The organism is Paeniglutamicibacter quisquiliarum (assembly GCF_019084045.1).
In the GTDB taxonomy this organism is placed as follows: domain Bacteria; phylum Actinomycetota; class Actinomycetes; order Actinomycetales; family Micrococcaceae; genus Paeniglutamicibacter; species Paeniglutamicibacter quisquiliarum.
In genome coordinates, this window is sequence record NZ_JAHRED010000005.1 from 15,327 (window position 1) to 36,317 (window position 20,991).

Here is a 20,991-nt window from a genome sequence, read left to right on the forward strand (position 1 = left end):
CCCCCGGGCCGGGCCGGAAAAGCGCCCCCGGGCCAGCCGCCCACGGCGGCGGGCGCCGGCGCGAACGGCCGGCGGCCCGGTTTGGTTCCATTGGCTCTTCCATGTCGAATCGAAGTACGGTTGTACTGTGCTGAAAACTGCCCTCAAACCCCGTTGGATCCTGACCTTGGTTGGCGCCCTCGTTGTTGCCACCGGCTTCGTCCTGCTGAGCCAATGGCAGTTCAACCGCTCGCAGACCGAGGCGCCGCCCCCGGTCACCACCACCGAGCGCGTCGTGCCGCTCACCGGCCACCTGAAGCCCGCCACCGACCTGCTGGCCCGCGACGCCGACCAGATGGTCTCGGCCGCCGGCAGCTTCCTGCCCGGCAAGCAGGTCCTGGTGGGCAACCGCCTGCAGGACGGCAAGAAGGGCTACTGGGTCGTCGCCGCCTTCAAGGTCGACGGCGCCCCGGCCGGAAACACCATCCCGGTGGTGCGCGGCTGGCAGGCCGAGGACGCGGCCCCGGCCCCCGCCCCGGACGGCGCCCTGGAAATCACCGGCCGCCTGCTGCCCACCGAGGCCCCCATCTCCCGCGACGCCGGCCAGGTGGCCTACGACTCCCTCTCGGTGGCCGAGCTGATCAACGTGTGGGACGTGCCCTCCTACAGCGGCTTCATCGCCGCCACCGCGGTGACCGGCGCAGACGGCGCCGACCGCTCGGCCGCCGCCACCGGGCTCGTCCCGGTCCACGTCGGCCCGCAGCCCCAGGAACGCCAGCTCAACTGGCTGAACATCTTCTACGGCATCGAGTGGGTGGTCTTCGCCGGCTTCGCGGTCTTCCTCTGGTATCGGCTGGTGGCGGACGACTTCCGCCGCAAGCAGGAGGACATCGCCGATGCCGCCGCGCTGGCCGCGGGACTGGACCCGGTGGACGTCTACCGGCGCCAGCTGCACCACGAGAACCCGAGCACCGAGACCCCGAACCCCGCATCCCGACCCAAGGACCAGCCGTGACAGACGTCAACCCCGCCCCCAAGGTGCGCCGCTTTGCCGGCACCCCCGCCCAGATCCGCAGCGCCTCCACCTTCTACAAGGTGCTTGCCTACGCCACCGGCGTGATGCTGCTGCTGCTCTGCGCCGAAATGATCGTGAAGTACTTCTGGCACCTGGAGCTGTTCATCGGCGGCACCCTGCTTGACGGCGGCTCCAACGCCGTGGGCCTGGTCAACCGCGCCGACATCGCCGGCGGCGTCAACGTCTCGCTGGCCATCCTGATCATCCACGGCTGGATGTACGTCGTCTACCTGCTGGCGGACTTCCGCCTGTGGTCGCTGATGCGCTGGCCCTTCAGCCGCTTCATCACCATAGCCCTGGGCGGCGTCGTGCCGCTGCTCTCCTTCTTCATGGAGAAGAAGGTCCACGGCGAGGTCGACGCCGAGCTTGCCTCCCACCCGCAGGCAGCCAAGCGGTACTGAGACCCAGTACGCCGCCAGGGGGCGGCCCGGGACGTGCCACGGCGCGCCTCCGGGCCGCCCCTTCGCATTTGGTCCCGGTTTTGGCTCCGCCGTTGCCCCCTGGCTTTTGGCCCCGCCGCTGGCTCCGGTCCCCGCATCCGCACTTTCCCGCACCAGGCCTATCCCGATGCGGGGCCGTCCCCAGATGCCCGGGCCCCGGCTCGCCGCAGGGGACCGGGTGGCGCAAACTCGATGGCATGAGCACACCGGCAGCCGGCACCCCGAGGGGGCAGGAGATCACCAACACCGCGGTCAGGGACCTGGCCGCCGCGGTGCTGGGGCTGCGCGCCGCCGCACGCAGGGCCGGCGGCCTCGACCTCGACGCCGCCTCCGGCGCCCTGGTCCTGGGCCTGCTCGAGCACGGACAACGCACCATCGGCTACGCCCAGCTGCAGGCGACCTTCCAGGCCGACGCCACCGACATCCACCGGCTTGACCCGGACACCGCGAGCACCATCGACGCCCTCGCCGCGGATCCCCGGCCCCTGGCCGAGTGCAGCGCCACCGTCCCGCCGGAGCGTTTCGTCCCCGGCATGGCCGTGCACCGCAACACCTCCGAGTACCTGCAGGCGCACCTGCACATCTCCGCGACCGAGGCCCGCCGCCGGCTCACCGGCGCCCGGCTGCTCATCGCCCCGGCCCCGCCGGCACCGAACCCCGCCGGCGAAGCCGCCGATCAGGTCACCGCGGTCCGGGCGCCGAGTTTCCCGGTGCTGGCCGGCGCCGCGGCCGACGGCAGCGCGGACGTGGGAACCCTGGCACAGCTCGCCGGTCGCCTGGAGTCGATGCAGCCGCGCATTGCCGCCCGGCCCGACGCCGCCAAGCTGAACTTCGCCATCGAGGAATCCCTGGCCCACGAGGCCCGCACCGCCGCACCCCGGCACAGCCACAAGGCCCTGGCCGACTGGGGCGCCTTCCTGACCGAGAACGGCGCTCCGATCACCGACGAGGAGATCCGCGCCAAGCGCGGCATGGTCTACCGCGGATTCCGCGAGGGATGCGACGAGTTCCTGCTGCGCTGCGACCCGATCGACTCCGAAACGATCCTCGCCTTCGGCGAGGCCTGGACCAACCCGCGCTCCGACAGGCTCCCGCCTGCCTCCTCCTCGACGTCCCCCGCCCCCGCGGCCCCCGCGGCCCCCGCGGCCCCCGCGACCACGGGCGTTCCCGCCCCGGACTGGGCCCTGGACCCGGGCGCCGACCCGGCGCTGGCACCCGTCAGCGAACTGGACTGCGGCGTCCCCGCCGGTACAACCGGCGCTTCCGGCACCCCGGGGGACATGCTGCGGAACCGGGACCCGCGGACCTCGCCGCAGCTGCTGCTCGACGCCGTCCTTGCCGCACTCACCGGGGCCCTGACGGGCTCCTCGCCGCTGCAAAGCGGCGGGATGCCGGTGAAGATCGGGGTACTGATCGGCTACCGCGCCCTGCTGGGCCAGTGCGAGGACGCCGGGATCACCGCCCATGGGCGCCCGATCTCCGCGGCGAACATCCGCCGCCTGGCCTGCATCGGCGGCATTCTGCCCGCGCTGCTCGGCTCCGAGGGGGAGATCCTGGACCTGGGACGCGAGGTGCGCAGTTTCACACCCGCCCAGCGCAAGGCCATCGCCCTGCGCGACCGCGGCTGCGTCATCCCCGGCTGCCACCGCCCGGCCTCCACCTCCGAGGCCCACCATGTGAAGCCATGGACGGAGGGCGGTCCGACCAGTGTCGACAACGGCGCCTGCCTCTGCCAGCACCACCACCTCATGGTGCATGCCGGACTGATCACCCTGAAGATGATCAACGGGATTCCCTACGTCATCGCCCGGGCCGGCCAGCCCCGCGGGGACCCGGAACGAAACCTGTATTGGCACCCCGAGCTGCGCACCGCCGGATACGCCCCTCCGCTCTTCGCCGATTGAGCGGCCGGGGGTCGACTGCTGTTCCACCCACCGTTCCATCCGCCGTTCCAGCAGTCGATCGGCCTGCCGCATTGCGCGCGGTCAACCGGTGGATGGCATCCGCGGATACCGCCTCACCGGCCAACATGACGCGGCCCGGGCCACGGCCAAAGTAGTTTGCGTCACCCTCGGCCCGTTGAAGATGCAAGCGGGCTCTCCGGGCGGCTAAGCTTAGGCGCGTGACCAACACTCCCAGCACCCCAGAGCACCAGCCGGTTCTGGTCGTCGATTACGGGGCCCAGTACGCACAGCTGATTGCTCGGCGTGTACGCGAAGCCAACGTGTATTCGGAGATCGTCCCGCATACCTTCACCACCGAACAGATTCTCGCCAAGAACCCGGCGGCAATCATCCTCTCAGGAGGCCCCTCGAGCGTTTACGCCGACGGTGCCCCGAGCGTCGGTGCCGACCTGTTTGAGGCAGGTGTGCCGGTCCTGGGCATCTGCTATGGCTTCCAGGCCATGGCCAACGCCCTCGGCGGCGTCGTCGCCGAAACCGGGTTGCGCGAATACGGCGCAACCGACGCAACCTCCTCCGGAACCGCACGCTCCATCCTGGCCGGCATTCCGGAGAGCCAGAACGTCTGGATGAGCCACGGCGACTCCGTCTCGGTCGCGCCCGAGGGCTTCGAGGTCCTGGCCACCACCGCAGGCGCACCCGTTGCGGCCTTCGCCAACGAGGCCAAGCGCCTCTACGGCGTGCAGTGGCACCCGGAGGTCAAGCACTCGGCCCACGGCCAGCAGGTGCTGGAGAACTTCCTGTACAAAGGCGCGGGCCTGAGCGGCTCGTGGACCGCCGCCAACATCCTGGACGAGCAGGTCGAGAAGATCCGCGCCCAGGTCGGCGACGGCCGGGCCATCTGTGGCCTGTCCGGCGGAGTTGACTCCGCCGTGGCCGCCGCACTGGTGCAGCGCGCCATCGGCGACCAGCTCACCTGCGTGTTCGTGAACCACGGACTGCTGCGCGAGGGCGAAGCCGAACAGGTCGAGATGGACTTCGTCGCCGCCACCGGCGCGAAGCTCTACATCGCCGACGAGCGCGAGCGCTTCCTGACCGCGCTGGACGGCGTCACCGACCCGGAGACCAAGCGCAAGATCATCGGCCGCGAATTCATTCGCGCGTTCGAGGCCGCGGAAACCGCGATCCTTGCCGAGGCGGCCGACTCCGGCCAGCCGGTGAAGTTCCTGGTCCAGGGCACCCTGTACCCGGACGTCGTCGAATCCGGCGGCGGCGAGGGCGCCAGCAACATCAAGAGCCACCACAACGTCGGCGGACTTCCCGAGGACCTGGACTTCGAGCTGGTGGAGCCGCTGCGCGCGCTCTTCAAGGACGAGGTCCGCGCCGTGGGCAAGCAGCTTGGCCTCCCGGCCGAGATCGTCATGCGCCAGCCGTTCCCCGGCCCGGGCCTCGGCATCCGCATCATCGGTGCGGTCAACGAGGAGCGCCTGGAACTGCTGCGCAAGGCCGACGCCATTGCGCGCGCCGAGCTCACCGCCGCCGGGCTGGACGAGGAAGTCTGGCAGATGCCGGTCGTCCTGCTGGCCGACGTGCGCTCCGTGGGCGTGCAGGGCGACGGCCGCACCTACGGCCACCCGATCGTGCTGCGTCCGGTGTCCTCCGAGGACGCCATGACCGCGGACTGGTCGCGCCTGCCCTACGACCTGCTGGCCCGGATTTCCAACCGGATCACCAACGAGGTCGACGGGGTCAACCGCGTGGTGCTGGACGTGACGTCCAAGCCGCCGGGAACCATCGAATGGGAGTAAGCCCGACGGCGTAGACGCGCCGGCGGCAAAGTTCAGGGGGAAGCCTACGCGGGCTTCCCCCTGAACTGTTTTCCGGGGGCAAGCCCCGCCCCGGGCCGCGGGTTCCCCGGGGCAAAGCGGCGCCGCCATGATGGATCGGGCGCGCAGCGTTCACCCGTCGGACACCCATGGTTCACCCGAAAGCGGCCCCGACGTGGCCCGGGCGGGCGCGACCTGGCCCCGCGGGCCGGCGGCAGGCGCCCGGATGCGCAAGAGGCCGGTGTCCAACGTGTTTTGGTTCGGCATCGCGGGCCCGTTTTGGACTAGGTTGGTAAGGGCTGAATGTATCCACGCGGCAAGGCGTCACGCGGGTGCGGCAGCATTCAGGCAAGAGGTGAAGGGACGGTATGGTGACAGAGCACCAGCAGCACGCAGATGAATTGGTCTCCACGTGGGTTGACTCCCTGGGCCCAGGGGTGGGGACCGACACGTTGCTGCGGTTCGCCCCCTCGGTGTCCAACAGCATCGACATCACCCATGCCCACCCCTCGGGACTGGCCCAGTTCCTGGCCGGGCGGCGCACCCGCCTCTCCACGCTGCTGCGGGACTCGGACCAGTACGATTCGGCCCGCCGCACCGCCGACGCGCTGCGCGGGAAGATCCGCGAGCTCTGGGACGAGCGCGGCATCGACGTCGGCTACCTCTCCGCGGGCCAGGCCAACTGGCGCGCCGTGCACGAGGGCCGCAGCGAGCAGTTCAACGCGCCCATCATGCTCGGACGCATCGTGCTCTCCGTGCGCGAGGACCAGGACGACTTCGAGATTCAGCTCATGGGCAGGGCCGAGTTCTCGCCCGCGCTGCTGCGCTACCTCAGGCGCCAGCACCACCTGGACATCGACGTGACGGCCATCAATTCCGCGGCCTACTCCATCGCCCGCTTCGACCCGACCCGTGCGATGGACGCGCTGCGCACCCAGGTCGCCGACGTCTCCGGCATGGTCATCGCCCACCGCCTGCTGATCTCCACCTTTGCCGACCTCGCCGACCCTGCCGACCCGGGCAGCATCGACATGCAGCACCCGGTGCTGGAGAAGCTCTTCGAGGCCGAGCTGAACCGCGGCGAGCGCGGACCGGGCGCCGCCGCGCGCCCCGGCCAGAGCCGCCCCGCCCGCAGCAGCGACGAACGCAACCCGGCCGAGGAATTGCTGCTGCTGGATGCCGACGAATCCCAGCAGGCCGTGCTGGACCTCGTCGAGGCGGGGGAGTCGGTGGCCGTCAGCGCCCCGGCCGGCAGCGGACAGACCCAGACGGCGCTGAACGCCGCGGGCGTGCTCGCCTCCGCGGGCAAGCGCGTGCTGGTGGTGGCCGAACGGCGCTCCAGCGCCGAGGAATTCGTCACGCGCTTCGCCGGGCTTGACCTGGCCGGGACCGCGCTGCTGCTTTCCCCGGAGGACGACCCCGAAGCGCTGCGCGAGTTGCTGACCCGGGCGATCCTGCGCAACGAGCGCGCCACCGAGCCGCAGCTGGGCAAGCTGCACGCCTCGCTGCGCGAATACCGCCACGCGCTGCTTGACCACGTCCGCTCCCTGCATTCGACCCGCGCCCGCTGGGGCTGCTCGCCCTACCGGGCGATGCAGGAACTCGCCCGGCTTTCCGCCCTGTCCCCGGCCCCGGCCACCACGGTGCGGCTGAAGCGCTCGGTGCTTGACTCGATCACCAGCCGCACCTCCACCGCCGAACAGCTCAAGCGCGCCGCCGAGCTCGGCGCGTTCGTGCGGGCCTCGGCCTCCAGCCCCTGGTACGGCGCACGGCTGCGCAACAAGCGCGACACCGACACCGCGCTGGACCTGGTCACCGGCCTGCAGCGCGACCTGCCGATCCTGCGCGAGCACATGCTCAAGGTCGCCGCCCACTCCGAGATCCGGCTCGCCGACTCCTACAACAAGTGGGGCGAGCAGCTGGACCTGCTGGTCGCGGTGCGCGGCTCGCTGGACAAGTTCGAGTCCGACATCTTCGACAAGTCGGTCGAGGACCTCATCTCCGCCACCGCCTCCTCTTCCTGGCGCCGGGAACGCGGCATCGAGATGAGCTCGATGACCCGCTCGCGGCTGCGCAAGGTCGCCAAGGACTACGTGCGCCCCGGCGTGCACGTCTCGGACCTGCAGGCGGCGCTCGAGGCCGTCCAGGAACAGCACCTCGCCTGGCACCACCATGCCACCTCCCAGCGCCACCCGATGGTGCCCGCCGGGCTGCTGGACGTCAACGCCGGCTACCAGGATGCCGGATCGCGCATCGACAAGCTGGCCACGCTGCTGCCCGAATCCGTGGGCAGCTCGCTGCGCGACGAACCCGTCGCCACGCTGCAGGGCCGCATGGACGAGCTGCTGGCGCACCAGGGCGAGCTGGAACAGCTGCCCGAACGCACGCTGCTCACCGAGCAGCTCGCCGAGCACGGGCTGGGCGAGCTGATGGACGACTTCCGGGCGCGCAACGTCGCCCCCGAGGCCGTCGCCGCCGAACTCGACCTGGCCTGGTGGCAGTCGGCGCTGGAGGCCATGATCTCCGGCGACGACTTCCTGGCGATGAGCGACGGGGAAAAGCTGCGCCGCCTGGAGGCCGACTACCGGCTGGCCGATTCCGCGCACGTCTCCTCCGGCGCCGCGCGCCTGCGCTGGGCGCTGGCCAAGGCGTGGAAGGCGGCGCTGGCGGACCACCGGGCGGCATCGCGCGAACTGCGGGCCATGCTCAAGGACGGGGAACCGTCGGTCGCGGACCTCGCCGCCCTGGGCGACTCGCTGCTGAACTCGCTGTGCCCCGTCTGGGTCGGGTCCCCGCTGCTGGTCCCCGCCACCGTGCCCGCCGGGATGAAGTTCGACGCCGTCATCCTGCTGGATGCCGACTCGCTCTCGCTGCGCTCGGTGCTCGGCTCCATCTCCCGCTCGACGCAGGTCATCGCGTTCGGCGACACCATGATGGGCGCCCCGAACCCGTTCGAGGTCTCCGTGGATCCCACGGCGCACACGCGCATCGAGTCGGCGCCGATCTCGGCGATGGAAACGCTCCAGGAGGTGCTCCCGCTGATCCGGCTGTCCACCGCCTACCGGGGCATCGACGAGGGGCTCACCGAGTCCCTTTCGCACGACTTCTACGCCGATTCGCTCTCCCGGCTGCCGGCCGCCCGCTCGCTGGGCGCAGGCACCCCGGCGCTGAAGGCCGAGTACGTGATGGACGGGACCGGGTCCCTGGGCTCCGACGGCGAATCCGTCGAGACCACCGTGGCCGAGGTGCAGCGCGTCGTGGACCTGGTCTTCACGCACCTTTCGCGCCGCGGCGAGAAGACCCTGGCCGTCATCGCCGGCAGCCGCCGGCACGCCGCCGCGATCGCCGAGGGCATCCGCGTGCAGCTGCCCAACCACCCCTGGGCGACCAAGTACTTCCGCACCGCGGAGGAACGCTTCCTGGTCACCAGCGTGGACCGCCTGGCCGGGCTGCAGCGCGATGCCATCATCCTCTCGCTGGGCTACGGCCGCACCACCCACGGCAAGACCGTGCACGACTTCGGCGCCCTGTCGCAGCCCGGCGGCGACGAGCTGTTCGTCAATGCGGTGACCCGCGCCCGGGAGTCGATGGTGCTGGTCTCCGCGCTGCGCCCGCAGGACATGGACCTGGCGCGCATGCGCTTTGGCGCCTACCGCTTCCTGGAGCTCTTCGGCCGGGTGCTTGGCGGGGACTCGGGCATGTCGGCGACCGCCACGCCGCTGCAGGACCCGCTGGTCACCGACCTGATGGCCCGCCTGGCCGAGCGCGGGGCCATCGTGACCCAGCACTACCGCGGGGTGCTGGACATTGCCGCGCACGCGCTGGATGTCACCGGCTCCGGCACCGCCGCACCGCTGGCAGTGGTGTACGACGGCACGCAGGGCTACCGCGAGCTGTCGGTGCGCGAGCGCAGCCGCCTGCGCCCGCAGCTCTTCGAGGCCCTGGGCTGGCGCTACGTGCCACTGTGGACCATCGACGTGTTCTCCGACCCGGACAAGGTCGCCAACGAGTTGGCCGGCTTCCTGGGGCTCGACGCGGCCGGCGACGACACTGCCCGCGGCGCTTCCACGGGACCCGGCCCGTCGGCAACCGGTTCGCCACAGGCCGCGCGCCGGGAGTCCGACCTGGCCGATGCATAGCCATGGCAGCTGAACCGGGAGCCCCGCGGCCCAGGAAGCCGCGGCGCTTCACCGCGCCGCCGCAACAGGTCAGCGACTCGACGCTGGTCGGTGTCTTTGAGCTGCCCCACGGCGCCGGTCGGCCCGCGCCCGGCCCCTCCACGGACGCCGATGCGGCACCGGGGACCGCCGCGGCGCCGGGGGAGTCCGACGCCGGTTCCCGCGCCGCGGGGGACGACGCGGCCCAGGCGCCCCAGGAGCCCAAGGCGCCCAGGGCCGGGAAGCCGAACCAGGTCCTTGACCAGCAGGCCGCGGAGGACGACCCGCGCCGCTGGGGCGATGTGGACGACGACCTGGGCGACTGGCTGAAATCCCAGCGCCCGCCGCACTGGGACTGAGCCACCCGCCGGGTCGCGGCCGCCGGGTCCCGGACGCAGGTTCGCCCGCACCCGCACGGCGGCGCTGCCCGTGCCTAGGGGTTGACGAGCACCACCGACACCTTGCCCCGCTGCGATGCGGTCGAGAGCTGCTCGGCACTGCCTGCCCCGGCCCCCACCACGATCAGGCCGCCGGGCCCGGACCCGGTGGAAACACTCCACGGGCCCTGCCCGTCGGGCTGGTCCTGCGCCCCGGTCCACAGAATCGGCACCGCCCGCGCCAGCACCCGTGACGCCAGCTTGGTCTCAAACCCGTTGCCCTCGGTGAGCACCACATCGACGCGCTGCCCGGCGCGCACCAATGACGCGGTCTGCTCGTCGTCCAGGCGCAGTGGCACGGCCACGGACCCGGGCTCCAGGCCCGCCAGCAGCCCGGGGCCGATGACCATCGTGGGAAACACCGGGGTCCCGGCCAGTACGGGAATTGCCAGCCGCGAGCCGGCGGCCGGCGGCCGGTTCCCGTAGGTGCCCTCGGGCGCCAGGGATCGGGGAACCGACTGGCTGCGCAGGTCCTCCGGCCGCAGCAGGGAGCCGACGGGCAGATCCCGGCCGGCCACCAGCACCTCGACGCGTTCCTCGGTCGCGGGGGCGAGGAACGCCAGGGACAGGGCCAGCGAGAGCATGGCGAGCGCCGCGGCCAGGTGCCTGCGGTACTTGGCAAACAGCTCCCTGCCCGAACGGCGGGGAGCCCGCGCGGAGAAGGCCTGGCGCGGAGGATCGGTACGACGAATTTTGGACATGGCTTAAGCAACTCATGGGCCCCACCCAAAAGGGTGGGGCCCATGACGGGACGGTCATGCCCAAGGCCCGGGCGCAGACTGTGCGGGGAGGCGCGCCGCCCGGCTCCTCCGCGGCCGCAGGCCCCCGCCGGGACCGGTCGGCCGTCGGCCGGCAATCGCCGATCGACGCGCGAACCGCCCGCGGGCAAGCCCTAGGCGGAGGTCGACGCCGGGGCGGAAACCTTGCTGCTTGACGCGGCCGGGGTGCTGGAGCTCGTGGTCGAACGCGAGTCGTTGCGGTAGAACCCGGAGCCCTTGAACACCACGCCGACGCTGTTGAACTTCTTGCGCAAGGCACCCTGGCACTCGGGGCAGATGGTCAGGGCCTCGTCGCTGAAGGACTGGACCACCTCCAGGGCATGGCCACAGTCCTTGCAGGCATAAACATAGGTAGGCATATTGATCCTTTCGCACGGGCGTTGCGTGCCTGGCCGCGGGGAGGAAGCGCCACGCGGCGCGGCCGGTCACCCGGGCAAGCGACTGTCGGAGAGGTGGTGGGTGCGGGCGCCGAAGCGACCGCCTGCACCAATTCTAACGTACGCTCCCGCCGCTACCCGGTGAGATTGCGCACCCCGGAGGGAAGCGCCACGGCATCGACCCGCTGGTCGAAGGGTTCGACGGGGAAACGCCCGGCGGCCACGAACTCGTGCTCGAAGACGATGCTCAGCAGCTTCGGACGCGGCCCCGTGTCCGCCAGGGACTCGATGAAGCGGTCGTAGTAGCCGCCGCCCTGCCCCAGCCGGTCCCCGTTTTCATCGACCGCCTGTGCCGGCACCAGGATGACGTCGACGTCCTTCATCAGTTCGGGGCCGAAGCGCTCACCGACCGGTTCGTCGATGGGCCCGACGGCGCTGCGGGCCATTTCCACCCCGGGGAACCAGCGGGTCCAGGACAGTCGCCGCAACGGCTCGCAGATCGGCACGTAGATCGTGTAGCCGGCGGCATGCAGCCCGACCAGCAGGGCGGTGGTGGGCGGTTCGGTCCCGTAGGACAGGAAGAAGGTCAGCGTCCGCCGCGGCGCGTTTTGACCCAGCCACGGCAACAGGTGCCCGGCGAGCCTCGCCATCTCCGACTCGCGCCGGGCGGGTCCCATCTCCCGGCGCTGGGCGCGCAGCTCGTTCCGGGCCTCGTCCTTGGGGTTCATCTCGCTCACGTCCAACAGTCTAGACACCCTGGGGCGAAGGGGCAGGGGGAGACCCGCGGCGCCGCGGCCGGTGCGGGGCCCGGCGGGCGCCACGGCGGCAGGGCGCGGCCCTCGGGCCCCGGCGGAATCGCTAGGATTGGTGACATGTCCGAATTTGATCGCCAATGGCCTGTCAGCGTGCAGGGACCGCGGCTGGTGCTGCGCCCCCTGCGCCGCCGTGACAAGGCCGAATGGATGCACCTGCGCCGCGCCAACGACCAGTGGCTGGCTCCCTGGGATGCGACGCTGCCCGAGGGCGCGGGGTACCCGGCGGACTTCGGGCAGATGGTCTCGACGCAAAACCGCGCTGCACGCCTGGGGCAGTGCCTGCCCTGGGCCATCACCCTGCCGGCCCTGCATGCGAGGCATGCCCCGATCGTGGGGCAGCTGACGGTCTCCTCGATCGTGTGGGGAGCGGCCCGCAGCGGCTCCATCGGCTACTGGGTAGACGCCGGACACGCCGGTACCGGCATCGCGCCGGAAGCCGTCGCGATGGCGGCTGACCACTGCTTCAAGGCCCTGGGGCTGCACCGCATCGAGATCAACATCCGCCCGGAAAACGGCGCCAGCCTCCGCGTGGTCGAAAAGCTTGGCTTCCGCGACGAGGGTGTGCGCAAGGACTTCCTGCACATCAACGGGGCGTGGGCCGACCACCGCAGCTTTGCGCTGACAGCCGAGGAGGTCCCCGAGGGGATGCTCAACCGCTGGCTGGCCAGGACGCCATAGGGTCGGACACCGGGACGAAAAGCGGCAATATCCCAAATTTGTCCAGAGTATTGCCGGACACACCGGGTTGAATGCGGCATCGTGTGCACAAGCATGCTTAATGTGGTTGACGTGGACGTTTCACATTGACAACAATTTTCGGCGGCGGACCCGTCCGCCGGCAAGGTTGCACGGCAATGGAATCACCACGACGGGGTAAATCGGCCTTTTTCGAGCAGGGCCGGGCGGATCCGCAGCAGAAATCAGTCGCCAGCCGACGGAGGAGCAAAATGGCACCGGTAGCATCCAACGCTTCAGTCGCGTCCAACTCGACGGAGCAGCCGCCCTTGCGCATCTTTTACGACCGTCTGGCCGTTGCCCTGGTCGGAAGCCTCGCCGTGCTGGCCTTGCCCATCGGCGGCGTGCTTGCCCTCGCGGGCGTGTTCTCCGGCTGGGTGCCGCTGGTGGCCCTGGCCCTGGCCATTGCATGCTTTTCCACCCTGCGCGGGCTGGCCGTGCGGGACCGGCGCGGCAAGCTGCTCGCCCGGCTGGAAACCACGCGGACCCGTGCCATGGAAACCGGCCGCGCCCCGCACCCGGAACCGGTGAAGAAGTCCGCGGCGGTCTTTGACGCCCAGCCGGACTCGAACAAGCGCGCCCCGCGCCTGACCGTCCAGGAATTGCGCGCCGAGGCGCTGCGCATCGCCCACAAGGGAGCAGCCGTCCAGCGCCCCGAGGGCTGGGAACCCAAGCAGATCCCGCTGCCGCAGTACGTCGTGGCCAACGCCGCACAACGTCCGGCCCCCGCCCCGCTTCCGGCAAGTGCCGAGCTGAAGGCTTCGACCAATGCGACCCTGCGTTCGCAGGAAGCCGCCGCCCGCCTGGCCGAGTCCGTCGGCACCGCCGCGCAGGAGGTTGCCACCCTCCCGGCAGTCCCCGAGGCCCCAGTAGCCCCAGTCTTCCCCGTCGCCCACGCAGCCTCCGCCGCCCCGGCTCCCGTCGCCGGCACGGACGACCACGTGGCGAAGCCCGCCGCCGCGGAGGCAAACGCAGCCCGCGCGGCACGCACCGGAGCCGCCGGGGACCGCATCAATCTCGACGATGTCATGCAGCGCCGCCGCGCCTAACCGGCCACCGCCTCCCGTTTCGATGAGCGCCGGCGCACCGGGTCCTGCCGATGCGGCGCAGCTAGCCGCGCTGGCGGCCGCGATCCCGGACCTGGTGCGCCAACTCGGTGGCAGCGTGCCCCGGGGGACCTGGGACTACGAGGCGAATCGGGTGGGCATCCAGCATCGGCCCGGCGCCGGGATCAGCGCCATGTACCGCATGCCCGCAGGCACCGGATTCAACGAGCTGGGCGCCACCACCGAGAAGATCACCGTCCCCGGCGTCGCCGCCACCGCGATCGGCGCGGGCGCAGAGGCGCCCGGAATCACCGTCAGCGGATGGATCCACCCCCACGACCCGCTGCTGCCCGATCTGGAGCTGGCCGTGAACCGGGCGCTGGTGCGGCAGACCTGGGGCGAGGGCGACCTGCTGACCGGGCTGAAGACCATCGCCTACCGGCCGCTGCGCCGCGCGGTGCTCCGGGCCACGTTCACCACGCGCGGTCCGCTGCACATGCAACGGACGATCTTCCTGAAGGTGGGACGCCCCGACGCTATCGCCGGCCTGCGCCTGCGCCACGGACTGCTGGCCGGGACCGGGATTCCCGTCCCGGCCGTGCTGGGGCCCGCAGCCCCCGGGGTGCTGGCGCTGGAGGCGGGCAGCGGCGAATCGCTGGCGTCGGCCATCCGCCCGCACGCGGGAGCCGACCTGGACCCGAAGGACTTCACCGCCCTGCTCGATGCGCTGCCCGCGGGCGTGATGCAGCTGCAGGCCAGGGGCGCCTGGAGTGATTCGATCCGACGCTACCTGCAGGCAGCCACGCTGGCCCTGCCGCAGCGGGCCGGCGAGCTGGAGGAATTGGCGGCCGGGATCGAGGCCCACCTGTCGGCCTCCGAGCGCGGGGAGCCGGTGCCCGCGCACGGGGACTTCTACGACGCGAACATCCTGCTGAGCTCAAGACGGATCAGCGCCCTGCTCGATCTTGACTCCTTGGGGCCCGGATACCGGGTCGATGACCTGGCGTGCCTGCTGGGGCACCTGGCGATCCTGCCGTCGCTGGGAGAGAAGAACCGGGGTGCCGCCGAAGCGCTCGGGCATTTCGCCCGTGTCTTTGAACTGCATGTCGATCCGCGCGCGCTGTGGGCGCGGTCGGCAGCTGTCGCGCTGACCCTGATCGCCGGGGCCCGCGGCCTCGGCAGTGACCGGTGGGAGCAGGTGGCCGAGGCCCGGCTGCGCGCCGTGCACGAGCTGGTGCGCCGCGCCGACGCGTTCGCCTGATCCGGTCCGCCCCGCAGCCCCACCCGGCCGACCCGCGAATCCGGAACGCGGTCCCGGACCGGTGCGCCTAGTTCGGCAGGTTCTCGGGGATCGGCCCGCCCAGGCCCTTGTGGTGGCCGAAGACCAGGGTCGTTTCGGTGTGTCCCACGGACTCGTCGGTGGCCAGGTAGTCCAGCACCCAGTCGCGCAGCGCCTCGGTGGAGCTCACGGCGATGTGCAGCAGGTAGTCGGTGACCCCGGAGGTGTGGAACATCGAGAGCACCTCCGGCAGCTGCGGCATCTTCTGCGTGAACTTGTCGATCTGCACGCGGTCGTGCACCCGCAGCCGCACCGAGATCAGCGCCTGCACGCTGCGTCCGACCGCCGGCAGGCTGACCTCCGCGTGGTAGCCGGTGAGCACCCCGCGCTCCACCAGCGCGCGGGTACGCAGCAGCGCCGTGGACGGGGCGATGCCGGTGCGCTGCGCCAGCAACGCGTTGCTTATGCGCGCGTCATTGACCAATTCCTGAATAATCCGACGGTCAACGGCGTCAAGTTCAACCGGTTGTTGCGGAAAAGTTGAAGGTGCCATGCTGATATTCCATCACAGTTGTGGGCGCATCGGGAGATTTGGACCCCGGGGAAAGGCCGTGCACACCCTAAAATGGACTCATGACTACCCCCGAACCCCAGGCCCACCGCGGCTTCGACACCCGGCTGGCCGCCTATTGCGTGGTGATCCGCGACGGCGAGATCCTGCTGGCGCTGTGGGACATGCGCGGGCGCGACGCCGGATTCGTGCCGCGCTGGACGCTGCCCGGCGGCGGCGTGGAGCTCGGCGAGGCGATCGACGCCGGCGCCGTGCGCGAGGTCGAGGAGGAAACCGGGTACCGGGTGCGGATCGACACGCTGCTCTCCGTGGACTCCGGCCTGATCCCGGCGCACCAGCGCTACAGCGGCACCGAATATCCCATGCAGACCGTCGCGGTCCTCTATGCGGCCAGCGTGACCGGCGGGGAACTGCGCCACGAGGCCGAGGGCACCACCAGCCAGGCCGCGTGGTTCCCGCTGGAGGAGGTCGCCGCGCTGAACCGCATCCAGCGCGTCGACGCGGCCATAGCGCTCTACCGGGAAAACCTTGACAAGGAAAGCGCCCGATGATGGAGAACAACCGGCCCCGGCGTGCCGGAGGACTGCGCGTCCTGGGGCTCGGCGCCCTGTTGCTGGCCCTGGCGGGGTGCACTTCGGGCACCGAGGTGCCAACCTCCCAGGCGCAGACGGAACGCGAATTGCTGCTCGTGCAACGGCCCGACGCCACCTCCCAGGCCCTGGGCCACGCCTACAAGGACATCCTGGCCGATGCGGGCGTCAGCGCGCGCCTGGCCCCGCCGGCCGCCGATCCGGTCGCGGAGGTCCTGGCGGGCCGGGCGGATCTGGCGGTGGCCGGGTCCAGCGACCTGCTCGCCGCCCTGGGCAAGCTGCCCGGCGCGCAGGGCGCGGCGGACGGATCGGCAAGCACCCCGACCGAGGGCGGGGGCGCGGCGGGGCCATCGGACGCCGCGGACGGCCCCGGGGACCTGGACGCCGCCACCGTCACCAAGCAATTGCACGCGCTGAAACCCGCGGGCTTCGCGGTGCTGGACACCGCCGAGGCGGAGCGCACCGGGACCCTGGTTGTCACCGCGGCCACCAGCGCCCGGGAAAAACTGCTGGACATCGACCAGCTCGGCGCGCTGTGCCCGCGGCTGGAATTCGGCATCTCCCGCGCGGCCAGGGCCTCGCTGGTGCCGGCGCTGGCAACCAAGGCCTCCTGCACCCCCAAGTCCGTCGCCGAGCTCACCGACGAGCAGGCACGCGGCGTCATGCCGGTGATCAGCGACGCGGTCCAGGTGCAGGCGACCACCCTGGAGAACGCCGGGATCCCCGACAACGCCCTGGTGGTGCTGCAAAGGGCCGGAACGCTCTTCGCCCCGCAAGCGGTGACCCCGCTGATCACCACCGACGGGGTGGGGCAGGACGCGATCAAGGCCATCAACAAGCTCAGCGCCGCGCTGAAGCAGGAGGACCTGCTGGAGCTGAACCGCATGGTCTCCGGCCGCGACGCGCTGGAGGCCCACAAGGCCGCCGCGGACTGGCTGGCCGACAAATCGCTGGTCAGCGCCCCATGATGACGCGCGGGCTTCACACTCGGCGCACCGACCGAGTTGCCTTGCTCACAGTGCGCGCCCGCCCCCGGCCCCAAATGAGAAAGTAAGAGCATGCCAGAATTCAAGCAGTCCACGAAACTCCACAACGTCCTGTACGACATTCGCGGGCCGCTGCTGGAACACGCCCAGCGGATGGAGGCCGAGGGCCACCGGATCCTGAAGCTGAACATCGGCAACCCCGCGCCCTTTGGCTTCGAGGCGCCGGATGCGATTCTCGTGGACATGATGCGCAACCTGCCGCAGGCGCAGGGCTACTCGGACTCCCGCGGCATCTTCTCGGCGCGCACCGCGGTCTCGCAGTACTACCAGACCCGGGGCATCCAGTCGATCAGCGTCGATGACATCTACCTTGGCAACGGCGTCTCCGAGCTGATCACGCTGTCCCTGAACGCGCTGCTGAACAACGGCGACGAGGTGCTGATCCCGGCCCCGGACTACCCGCTGTGGACCGCCTCGGTGTCGCTGGCCGGGGGCACCCCGGTGCACTACCTCAACGTGGAGGAAGAGGGCTGGCTGCCGGACCTCGAGGACATGGAAGCGAAGATCACCCCGCGCACCAAGGGCGTGGTGATCATCAACCCGAACAACCCCACCGGCGCGGTGTACCCGAAAGAGACCCTCGAGGGGATCCTGGAGCTGGCGCGCAAGCACAACCTGGTGGTGTTCTCCGATGAGATCTACGAGAAGATCCTCTACGACGACGCGGTGCACATCAACACCGCCGCGCTGGCCGACGACGTGCTGGTCCTGACCTTTTCCGGGCTCTCCAAGGCCTACCGGGTCTGCGGCTTCCGCTCCGGCTGGATGGCCATTTCCGGGCCCAAGCACCTGGCATCGGACTACATCGAGGGCATCAACCTGCTGACCAACATGCGCCTGTGCGCCAACGTGCCGGGCCAGCACGCCATCCAGACGGCGCTGGGCGGCTACCAGTCGATCAACGACCTGATCCTGCCCGGCGGGCGGCTGAAGGAACAGCGCGACACCGCGTTCGAGATGCTCAACGCGCTGCCCGGGGTTTCCGTGCAGCAGGCCAAGGGCGCGCTGTACCTCTTCCCGAAGCTGGACCGGGAGATCTACCCGATCCACAACGACGAGGCCTTCGCCCTGGAGCTGCTCAAGCAACAGAAGCTGCTGGTGTCCCACGGCACCGCGTTCAACTGGGTCGCCCCCGACCACTTCCGCCTGGTCACCCTCCCGTCGGTGCGCGACCTGAAGGACGCGATCGGGCGCATCGGCGAGTTCCTCGAGGACCTGCGCGAGGGCAAGGTCTCCGTCTAGCGACGCCGCACGGCCGCCCCGGGGCGCGTTCCCTTCCCTGCCACCGGCGGGGCAGGGGACGCGCCCCTTGCGTGCCCTGCCCCGGGCCGCGTCCGGGCACGCGGCGCCCGTCCGCCTGCGCCGATTGTTAAGGCCCATGCCGTACGCTGATCTCCACAAGTCCCGAGGATGAAGGTTGCAGCCATGAGCAAGAAGCAGAAGTCCAAGTCACGCCCCGTTCCCTTTGCCGATGCCGTGGGCCCCGCGCTGGCGGCCTCCGCGGACTTCGAGCTGGCGGGCGTCGACCCGTCCTCGACCCCGGGCTACACCGGGGACAAGGCCGGCGGCGCCCGCGACCTGGCCGTGGTGGGACGCGAACTCGGCGAGCTGCAGGAGCGCTTCTATGCCGCCTCTCGCGCCGGGGCCCCGGCCAAGGTCCTGCTGGTCCTCCAGGCGATGGACACCGCGGGCAAGGGCGGCATCGTGCGCCACGTCATCGGCGCCGTCGACCCGCAGGGCGTGCAGCTGAGCGCCTTCAAGGCGCCGACGGCCGCGGAGGCCAAGCGCGACTTCCTCTGGCGCATCAACAGGGCGCTGCCCAAGGCCGGCTTCATCGGCGTGTTCGACCGCTCGCACTACGAGGACGTGCTGATCCACAAGGTCAGGGGCCTGTCGCCGGCCGAGGAGATCGAGCGCCGCTACGGCGCCATCAGGGAGTTCGAGGCCGGGCTGGCGGACAAGGACACCACCGTCGTCAAGGTCATGCTGCACATCTCCAAGGACGAGCAGCGTGCGCGCCTGGCCGAGCGGCTGGAGCGGGAGGACAAGCACTGGAAGTTCAATCCCGCCGACATCGACGAGCGCGAGGTGTGGGACGAGTACATGGAGGCCTACCAGACCGCCATCCGGCGCACCCACACGCAGGATGCGCCGTGGTTCGTGGTGCCCGCCGACCGCAAGTGGTACGCCCGGCTGGCGGTGGCGACGCTGCTCGCCCAGGCGCTGAAGGGCATCGATCCGCAGTGGCCGGCCGCCGACTTTGACGTGGAGGAAGAAAAGCGCCGCCTGGCCGCTTCCTAGTTCCGGGCGACTATCCGTCCCCGGGCCGCTTCCCGGCCTCGGCGGCTTCCCGGCGCCCGGGCGGGGAGACTACTCGGACGCGGGCCCGCGGGCCGCATCCAGGCGGGCGGTGGCGCCCTGCAGCCAGGCCTCGCAGCGTGCAGCCAGCGCCTCGCCGCGCTCCCACAGGGCCAGGGACTGCTCCAGCGTGGCGGCGCCGGCCTCGAGCTGCGCGACGACGGCCACCAGCTCCTCGCGTGCCTGCTCGTAGCTCAGCGCGGCGATGTCGTGGTTTGCTGCTTCGGGGTTCATGGGGTGTTTCCTTCTTCCGGGGTGTGGCTGTGGGTGACAGTGGCGGAGAGCTGGCCGCGGGCCAGGCGGACCTGGATGCCGCTGCCTTCCGGGGCGTCGGCGGCCGAGCGGACGATGTCCCCGGAATCCAGCTGCACCACCGCGTAGCCGCGGTCCAGGGTCTGCTGCGGGGACAGCGCGCGGACCTGGGCGCGCAGGTGGGCGATGGAGTCGTGGCCGCGGGCCAGCGAGGTGCGCATGGCCAGCGTGCTGCGCCTGGCCAGCCGGACGACGTCCTCGCGGCGGCCCTGCACCATGGTCTCCGGGTTGGCCAGCACGGGGCGGGCCCGCAGCGCGGAGATGCGCTGGGTCTCGCGGTCCACGTTGGCCCGCACCGCCCGGTCCAGCCGGTTCCGGGCCTGGGCCAGGTTGGCCAGCTCCTCGGCGAGGTCCGGCACCACCCGCTTGGCCGCGTCGGTGGGGGTCGAGGCACGCACATCGGCCACGTCGTCAAGAATCGGCCGGTCGGCCTCGTGCCCGATGGCCGAGATGACCGGGGTGGTGCAGGCCGCGACGGCGCGCACCAGTTCCTCGGAGCTGAACGGCAGCAGGTCCTCCAGGGCCCCGCCGCCGCGGGCGATGATGATCACCTCGACGTCTTCGTTGGCGTCCAGCGCGCGCAGCGCGGCGATGACCTCCCCGACGGCGTTGACGCCCTGCACCGCGGTGTTGCGGATGTCGAAGGCGACCGCCGGCCAGCGCAGCGTGGCGTTGCGCACCACGTCCTTCTCCGCGTCGGAGTCCCGGCCCGTGATCAGCCCGATGCGGCCCGGCAGCAGCGGCAGGGCGCGCTTGCGCGCCGGGTCGAAGAGCCCCTCGTCAAAGAGCGAGCGGCGCAGGCGCTCCAGGCGGGCCAGCAGGTCGCCGAGCCCCACGGGCCGCAGGTCCGAGGCGTTCAGGGACAGCCGGCCGGTCTTGGCGTAGAAGCTGGGCTTAACCCGCGCCACCACCCGGGAACCGACCTCGGGCGGCGTGTCCAGCGAACGCATCACCGAGGCCCAGACGGTCACCGAAAACGAGTAGTCGACGTCCACGTCGCGCAGCGTCAGGTACGCGTGGCCGTTGCGGACGTTGGCCTCCAGCAGCTGGCCCTCCACCCAGGATTCGGGGGAGTTCTCGATGTGCTGTTTCAGTTTTTCGCTCAGGACCCGCAGCGGCCAGGGGTTCTGCGGGGTGGTCGCCGCGGCGGTGCGCGGCAGCGACCCTTGTGCTTCTTGTGCTTGCTCCACGTGGGTGCGCGCCTTCCTTGGTGCTGAAATTCGAAACTACACCAACACCATTGATACCAGTAACGTGGGACAAAACGC

Annotated in this window: 19 protein-coding genes; 13 read left to right on the plus strand and 6 right to left on the minus strand. The window is 70.9% G+C overall.

Annotation, left to right across the window (positions count from 1 at the left end; genetic code table 11):
* Positions 1 to 127 precede the first annotated feature (127 nt).
* From KRR55_RS10355 to KRR55_RS10380, 6 genes are all read left to right on the plus strand, one after another.
* Positions 128 to 994: an SURF1 family protein gene (locus KRR55_RS10355; RefSeq protein ID WP_336245092.1), complete on the plus strand. Its 867-nt coding sequence runs from the start codon at positions 128 to 130 to the stop codon at positions 992 to 994.
* Positions 991 to 1,455, plus strand: a complete 465-nt coding sequence (locus tag KRR55_RS10360) for a DUF3817 domain-containing protein (RefSeq protein WP_217389020.1) — start codon at positions 991 to 993, stop codon at positions 1,453 to 1,455. The genes KRR55_RS10355 and KRR55_RS10360 overlap by 4 nt, the downstream gene beginning before the upstream one ends.
* Before the next feature lie 236 nt (positions 1,456 to 1,691).
* Complete coding sequence (locus KRR55_RS10365; RefSeq protein ID WP_217389021.1) at positions 1,692 to 3,398, plus strand: HNH endonuclease signature motif containing protein; 1,707 nt, start codon at positions 1,692 to 1,694, stop codon at positions 3,396 to 3,398.
* A 218-nt stretch (positions 3,399 to 3,616) separates the two neighbouring features.
* Positions 3,617 to 5,203 (plus strand): glutamine-hydrolyzing GMP synthase, encoded by a 1,587-nt coding sequence (gene guaA, locus KRR55_RS10370; protein WP_217389022.1) that lies wholly within the window; start codon positions 3,617 to 3,619, stop codon positions 5,201 to 5,203.
* 386 nt (positions 5,204 to 5,589) lie between these two features.
* Positions 5,590 to 9,360 carry a DNA helicase gene (locus KRR55_RS10375; RefSeq protein WP_254456083.1) on the plus strand — a complete coding sequence of 1,257 codons (3,771 nt, stop codon included), beginning with the start codon at positions 5,590 to 5,592 and terminating at the stop codon, positions 9,358 to 9,360.
* Between the two features lie 2 nt (positions 9,361 to 9,362).
* Positions 9,363 to 9,737: a hypothetical protein gene (locus tag KRR55_RS10380; RefSeq protein WP_217389024.1), complete on the plus strand. Its 375-nt coding sequence runs from the start codon at positions 9,363 to 9,365 to the stop codon at positions 9,735 to 9,737.
* Positions 9,738 to 9,811: 74 nt separating this feature from the next.
* Here KRR55_RS10380 and cpaB read toward each other — a convergent pair whose 3' ends face one another.
* The 3 genes from cpaB to KRR55_RS10395 all read right to left on the minus strand — a co-directional run bounded on the left by cpaB (position 9,812) and on the right by KRR55_RS10395 (position 11,699).
* Positions 9,812 to 10,516, minus strand: a complete 705-nt coding sequence (cpaB, locus tag KRR55_RS10385; RefSeq protein ID WP_217389025.1) for a Flp pilus assembly protein CpaB — start codon at positions 10,514 to 10,516, stop codon at positions 9,812 to 9,814.
* Positions 10,517 to 10,707: 191 nt separating this feature from the next.
* Positions 10,708 to 10,953, minus strand: coding sequence for an FmdB family zinc ribbon protein (locus KRR55_RS10390; protein WP_217389026.1), 246 nt, complete (start codon positions 10,951 to 10,953; stop codon positions 10,708 to 10,710).
* A 152-nt stretch (positions 10,954 to 11,105) separates the two neighbouring features.
* Positions 11,106 to 11,699 carry a 5-formyltetrahydrofolate cyclo-ligase gene (locus KRR55_RS10395; protein WP_254456106.1) on the minus strand — a complete coding sequence of 198 codons (594 nt, stop codon included), beginning with the start codon at positions 11,697 to 11,699 and terminating at the stop codon, positions 11,106 to 11,108.
* A 144-nt stretch (positions 11,700 to 11,843) separates the two neighbouring features.
* On the opposite strand from KRR55_RS10395, the gene KRR55_RS10400 reads away from it, so the two are divergent.
* The 3 genes from KRR55_RS10400 to KRR55_RS10410 all read left to right on the plus strand — a co-directional run bounded on the left by KRR55_RS10400 (position 11,844) and on the right by KRR55_RS10410 (position 14,828).
* Positions 11,844 to 12,464 carry a GNAT family N-acetyltransferase gene (locus tag KRR55_RS10400; protein ID WP_217389028.1) on the plus strand — a complete coding sequence of 207 codons (621 nt, stop codon included), beginning with the start codon at positions 11,844 to 11,846 and terminating at the stop codon, positions 12,462 to 12,464.
* A gap of 269 nt (positions 12,465 to 12,733) precedes the next feature.
* Positions 12,734 to 13,570, plus strand: coding sequence for a hypothetical protein (locus KRR55_RS10405; protein ID WP_217389029.1), 837 nt, complete (start codon positions 12,734 to 12,736; stop codon positions 13,568 to 13,570).
* A 22-nt stretch (positions 13,571 to 13,592) separates the two neighbouring features.
* Positions 13,593 to 14,828, plus strand: a complete 1,236-nt coding sequence (locus KRR55_RS10410) for a phosphotransferase (RefSeq protein WP_217389030.1) — start codon at positions 13,593 to 13,595, stop codon at positions 14,826 to 14,828.
* A 67-nt stretch (positions 14,829 to 14,895) separates the two neighbouring features.
* On the opposite strand, the gene KRR55_RS10415 is transcribed toward KRR55_RS10410, so the two are convergent.
* The gene (locus tag KRR55_RS10415) at positions 14,896 to 15,399 is read right to left on the minus strand and encodes an Lrp/AsnC family transcriptional regulator (RefSeq protein ID WP_217389031.1); all 504 of its coding nucleotides are present in this window, start codon (positions 15,397 to 15,399) and stop codon (positions 14,896 to 14,898) included.
* Positions 15,400 to 15,479: 80 nt separating this feature from the next.
* Between KRR55_RS10415 and KRR55_RS10420 the strand changes: the two genes are divergently transcribed.
* The 4 genes from KRR55_RS10420 (at position 15,480) to KRR55_RS10435 (ending at position 19,354) form a co-directional block, all read left to right on the plus strand.
* Positions 15,480 to 15,968 (plus strand): NUDIX hydrolase, encoded by a 489-nt coding sequence (locus KRR55_RS10420; protein ID WP_217389032.1) that lies wholly within the window; start codon positions 15,480 to 15,482, stop codon positions 15,966 to 15,968.
* Positions 15,965 to 16,975, plus strand: a complete 1,011-nt coding sequence (locus KRR55_RS10425; RefSeq protein ID WP_217389033.1) for a glycine betaine ABC transporter substrate-binding protein — start codon at positions 15,965 to 15,967, stop codon at positions 16,973 to 16,975. Before KRR55_RS10420 ends, KRR55_RS10425 begins: the two co-directional genes overlap by 4 nt.
* Before the next feature lie 90 nt (positions 16,976 to 17,065).
* Positions 17,066 to 18,295 (plus strand): pyridoxal phosphate-dependent aminotransferase, encoded by a 1,230-nt coding sequence (locus tag KRR55_RS10430; RefSeq protein ID WP_217389034.1) that lies wholly within the window; start codon positions 17,066 to 17,068, stop codon positions 18,293 to 18,295.
* A 183-nt stretch (positions 18,296 to 18,478) separates the two neighbouring features.
* Complete coding sequence (locus KRR55_RS10435) at positions 18,479 to 19,354, plus strand: PPK2 family polyphosphate kinase (RefSeq protein WP_217389035.1); 876 nt, start codon at positions 18,479 to 18,481, stop codon at positions 19,352 to 19,354.
* 69 nt (positions 19,355 to 19,423) lie between these two features.
* Here the strand turns inward: KRR55_RS10435 and KRR55_RS10440 are convergent, their stop codons facing one another.
* A complete protein-coding gene (locus KRR55_RS10440; RefSeq protein ID WP_217389036.1) occupies positions 19,424 to 19,645 on the minus strand; it encodes an exodeoxyribonuclease VII small subunit in 222 nt (73 codons plus the stop codon).
* On the minus strand, positions 19,642 to 20,913 hold the full coding sequence (xseA, locus tag KRR55_RS10445; RefSeq protein ID WP_217389037.1) for an exodeoxyribonuclease VII large subunit: 1,272 nt from the start codon (positions 20,911 to 20,913) through the stop codon (positions 19,642 to 19,644). Before xseA ends, KRR55_RS10440 begins: the two co-directional genes overlap by 4 nt.
* Between the last annotated feature and the right edge of the window lie 78 nt (positions 20,914 to 20,991).

Excerpts from the sequence above, each read along its gene's own strand:
- KRR55_RS10405 (WP_217389029.1), top strand. The coding sequence starts at position 12,734 with ATGGCACCGGTAGCATCCAACGCTTCAGTCGCGTCCAACTCGACGGAG.
- cpaB (WP_217389025.1), bottom strand. The coding sequence starts at position 10,516 with ATGTCCAAAATTCGTCGTACCGATCCTCCGCGCCAGGCCTTCTCCGCG.
- KRR55_RS10375 (WP_254456083.1), top strand. The coding sequence starts at position 5,590 with ATGGTGACAGAGCACCAGCAGCACGCAGATGAATTGGTCTCCACGTGG.
- KRR55_RS10395 (WP_254456106.1), bottom strand. The coding sequence starts at position 11,699 with ATGAACCCCAAGGACGAGGCCCGGAACGAGCTGCGCGCCCAGCGCCGG.
- KRR55_RS10425 (WP_217389033.1), top strand. The coding sequence starts at position 15,965 with ATGATGGAGAACAACCGGCCCCGGCGTGCCGGAGGACTGCGCGTCCTG.
- KRR55_RS10365 (WP_217389021.1), top strand. The coding sequence starts at position 1,692 with ATGAGCACACCGGCAGCCGGCACCCCGAGGGGGCAGGAGATCACCAAC.
- KRR55_RS10435 (WP_217389035.1), top strand. The coding sequence starts at position 18,479 with ATGAGCAAGAAGCAGAAGTCCAAGTCACGCCCCGTTCCCTTTGCCGAT.
- KRR55_RS10420 (WP_217389032.1), top strand. The coding sequence starts at position 15,480 with ATGACTACCCCCGAACCCCAGGCCCACCGCGGCTTCGACACCCGGCTG.
- KRR55_RS10380 (WP_217389024.1), top strand. The coding sequence starts at position 9,363 with ATGGCAGCTGAACCGGGAGCCCCGCGGCCCAGGAAGCCGCGGCGCTTC.
- KRR55_RS10415 (WP_217389031.1), bottom strand. The coding sequence starts at position 15,399 with ATGGCACCTTCAACTTTTCCGCAACAACCGGTTGAACTTGACGCCGTT.
- KRR55_RS10430 (WP_217389034.1), top strand. The coding sequence starts at position 17,066 with ATGCCAGAATTCAAGCAGTCCACGAAACTCCACAACGTCCTGTACGAC.
- KRR55_RS10410 (WP_217389030.1), top strand. The coding sequence starts at position 13,593 with ATGAGCGCCGGCGCACCGGGTCCTGCCGATGCGGCGCAGCTAGCCGCG.
- KRR55_RS10390 (WP_217389026.1), bottom strand. The coding sequence starts at position 10,953 with ATGCCTACCTATGTTTATGCCTGCAAGGACTGTGGCCATGCCCTGGAG.
- KRR55_RS10400 (WP_217389028.1), top strand. The coding sequence starts at position 11,844 with ATGTCCGAATTTGATCGCCAATGGCCTGTCAGCGTGCAGGGACCGCGG.
- KRR55_RS10440 (WP_217389036.1), bottom strand. The coding sequence starts at position 19,645 with ATGAACCCCGAAGCAGCAAACCACGACATCGCCGCGCTGAGCTACGAG.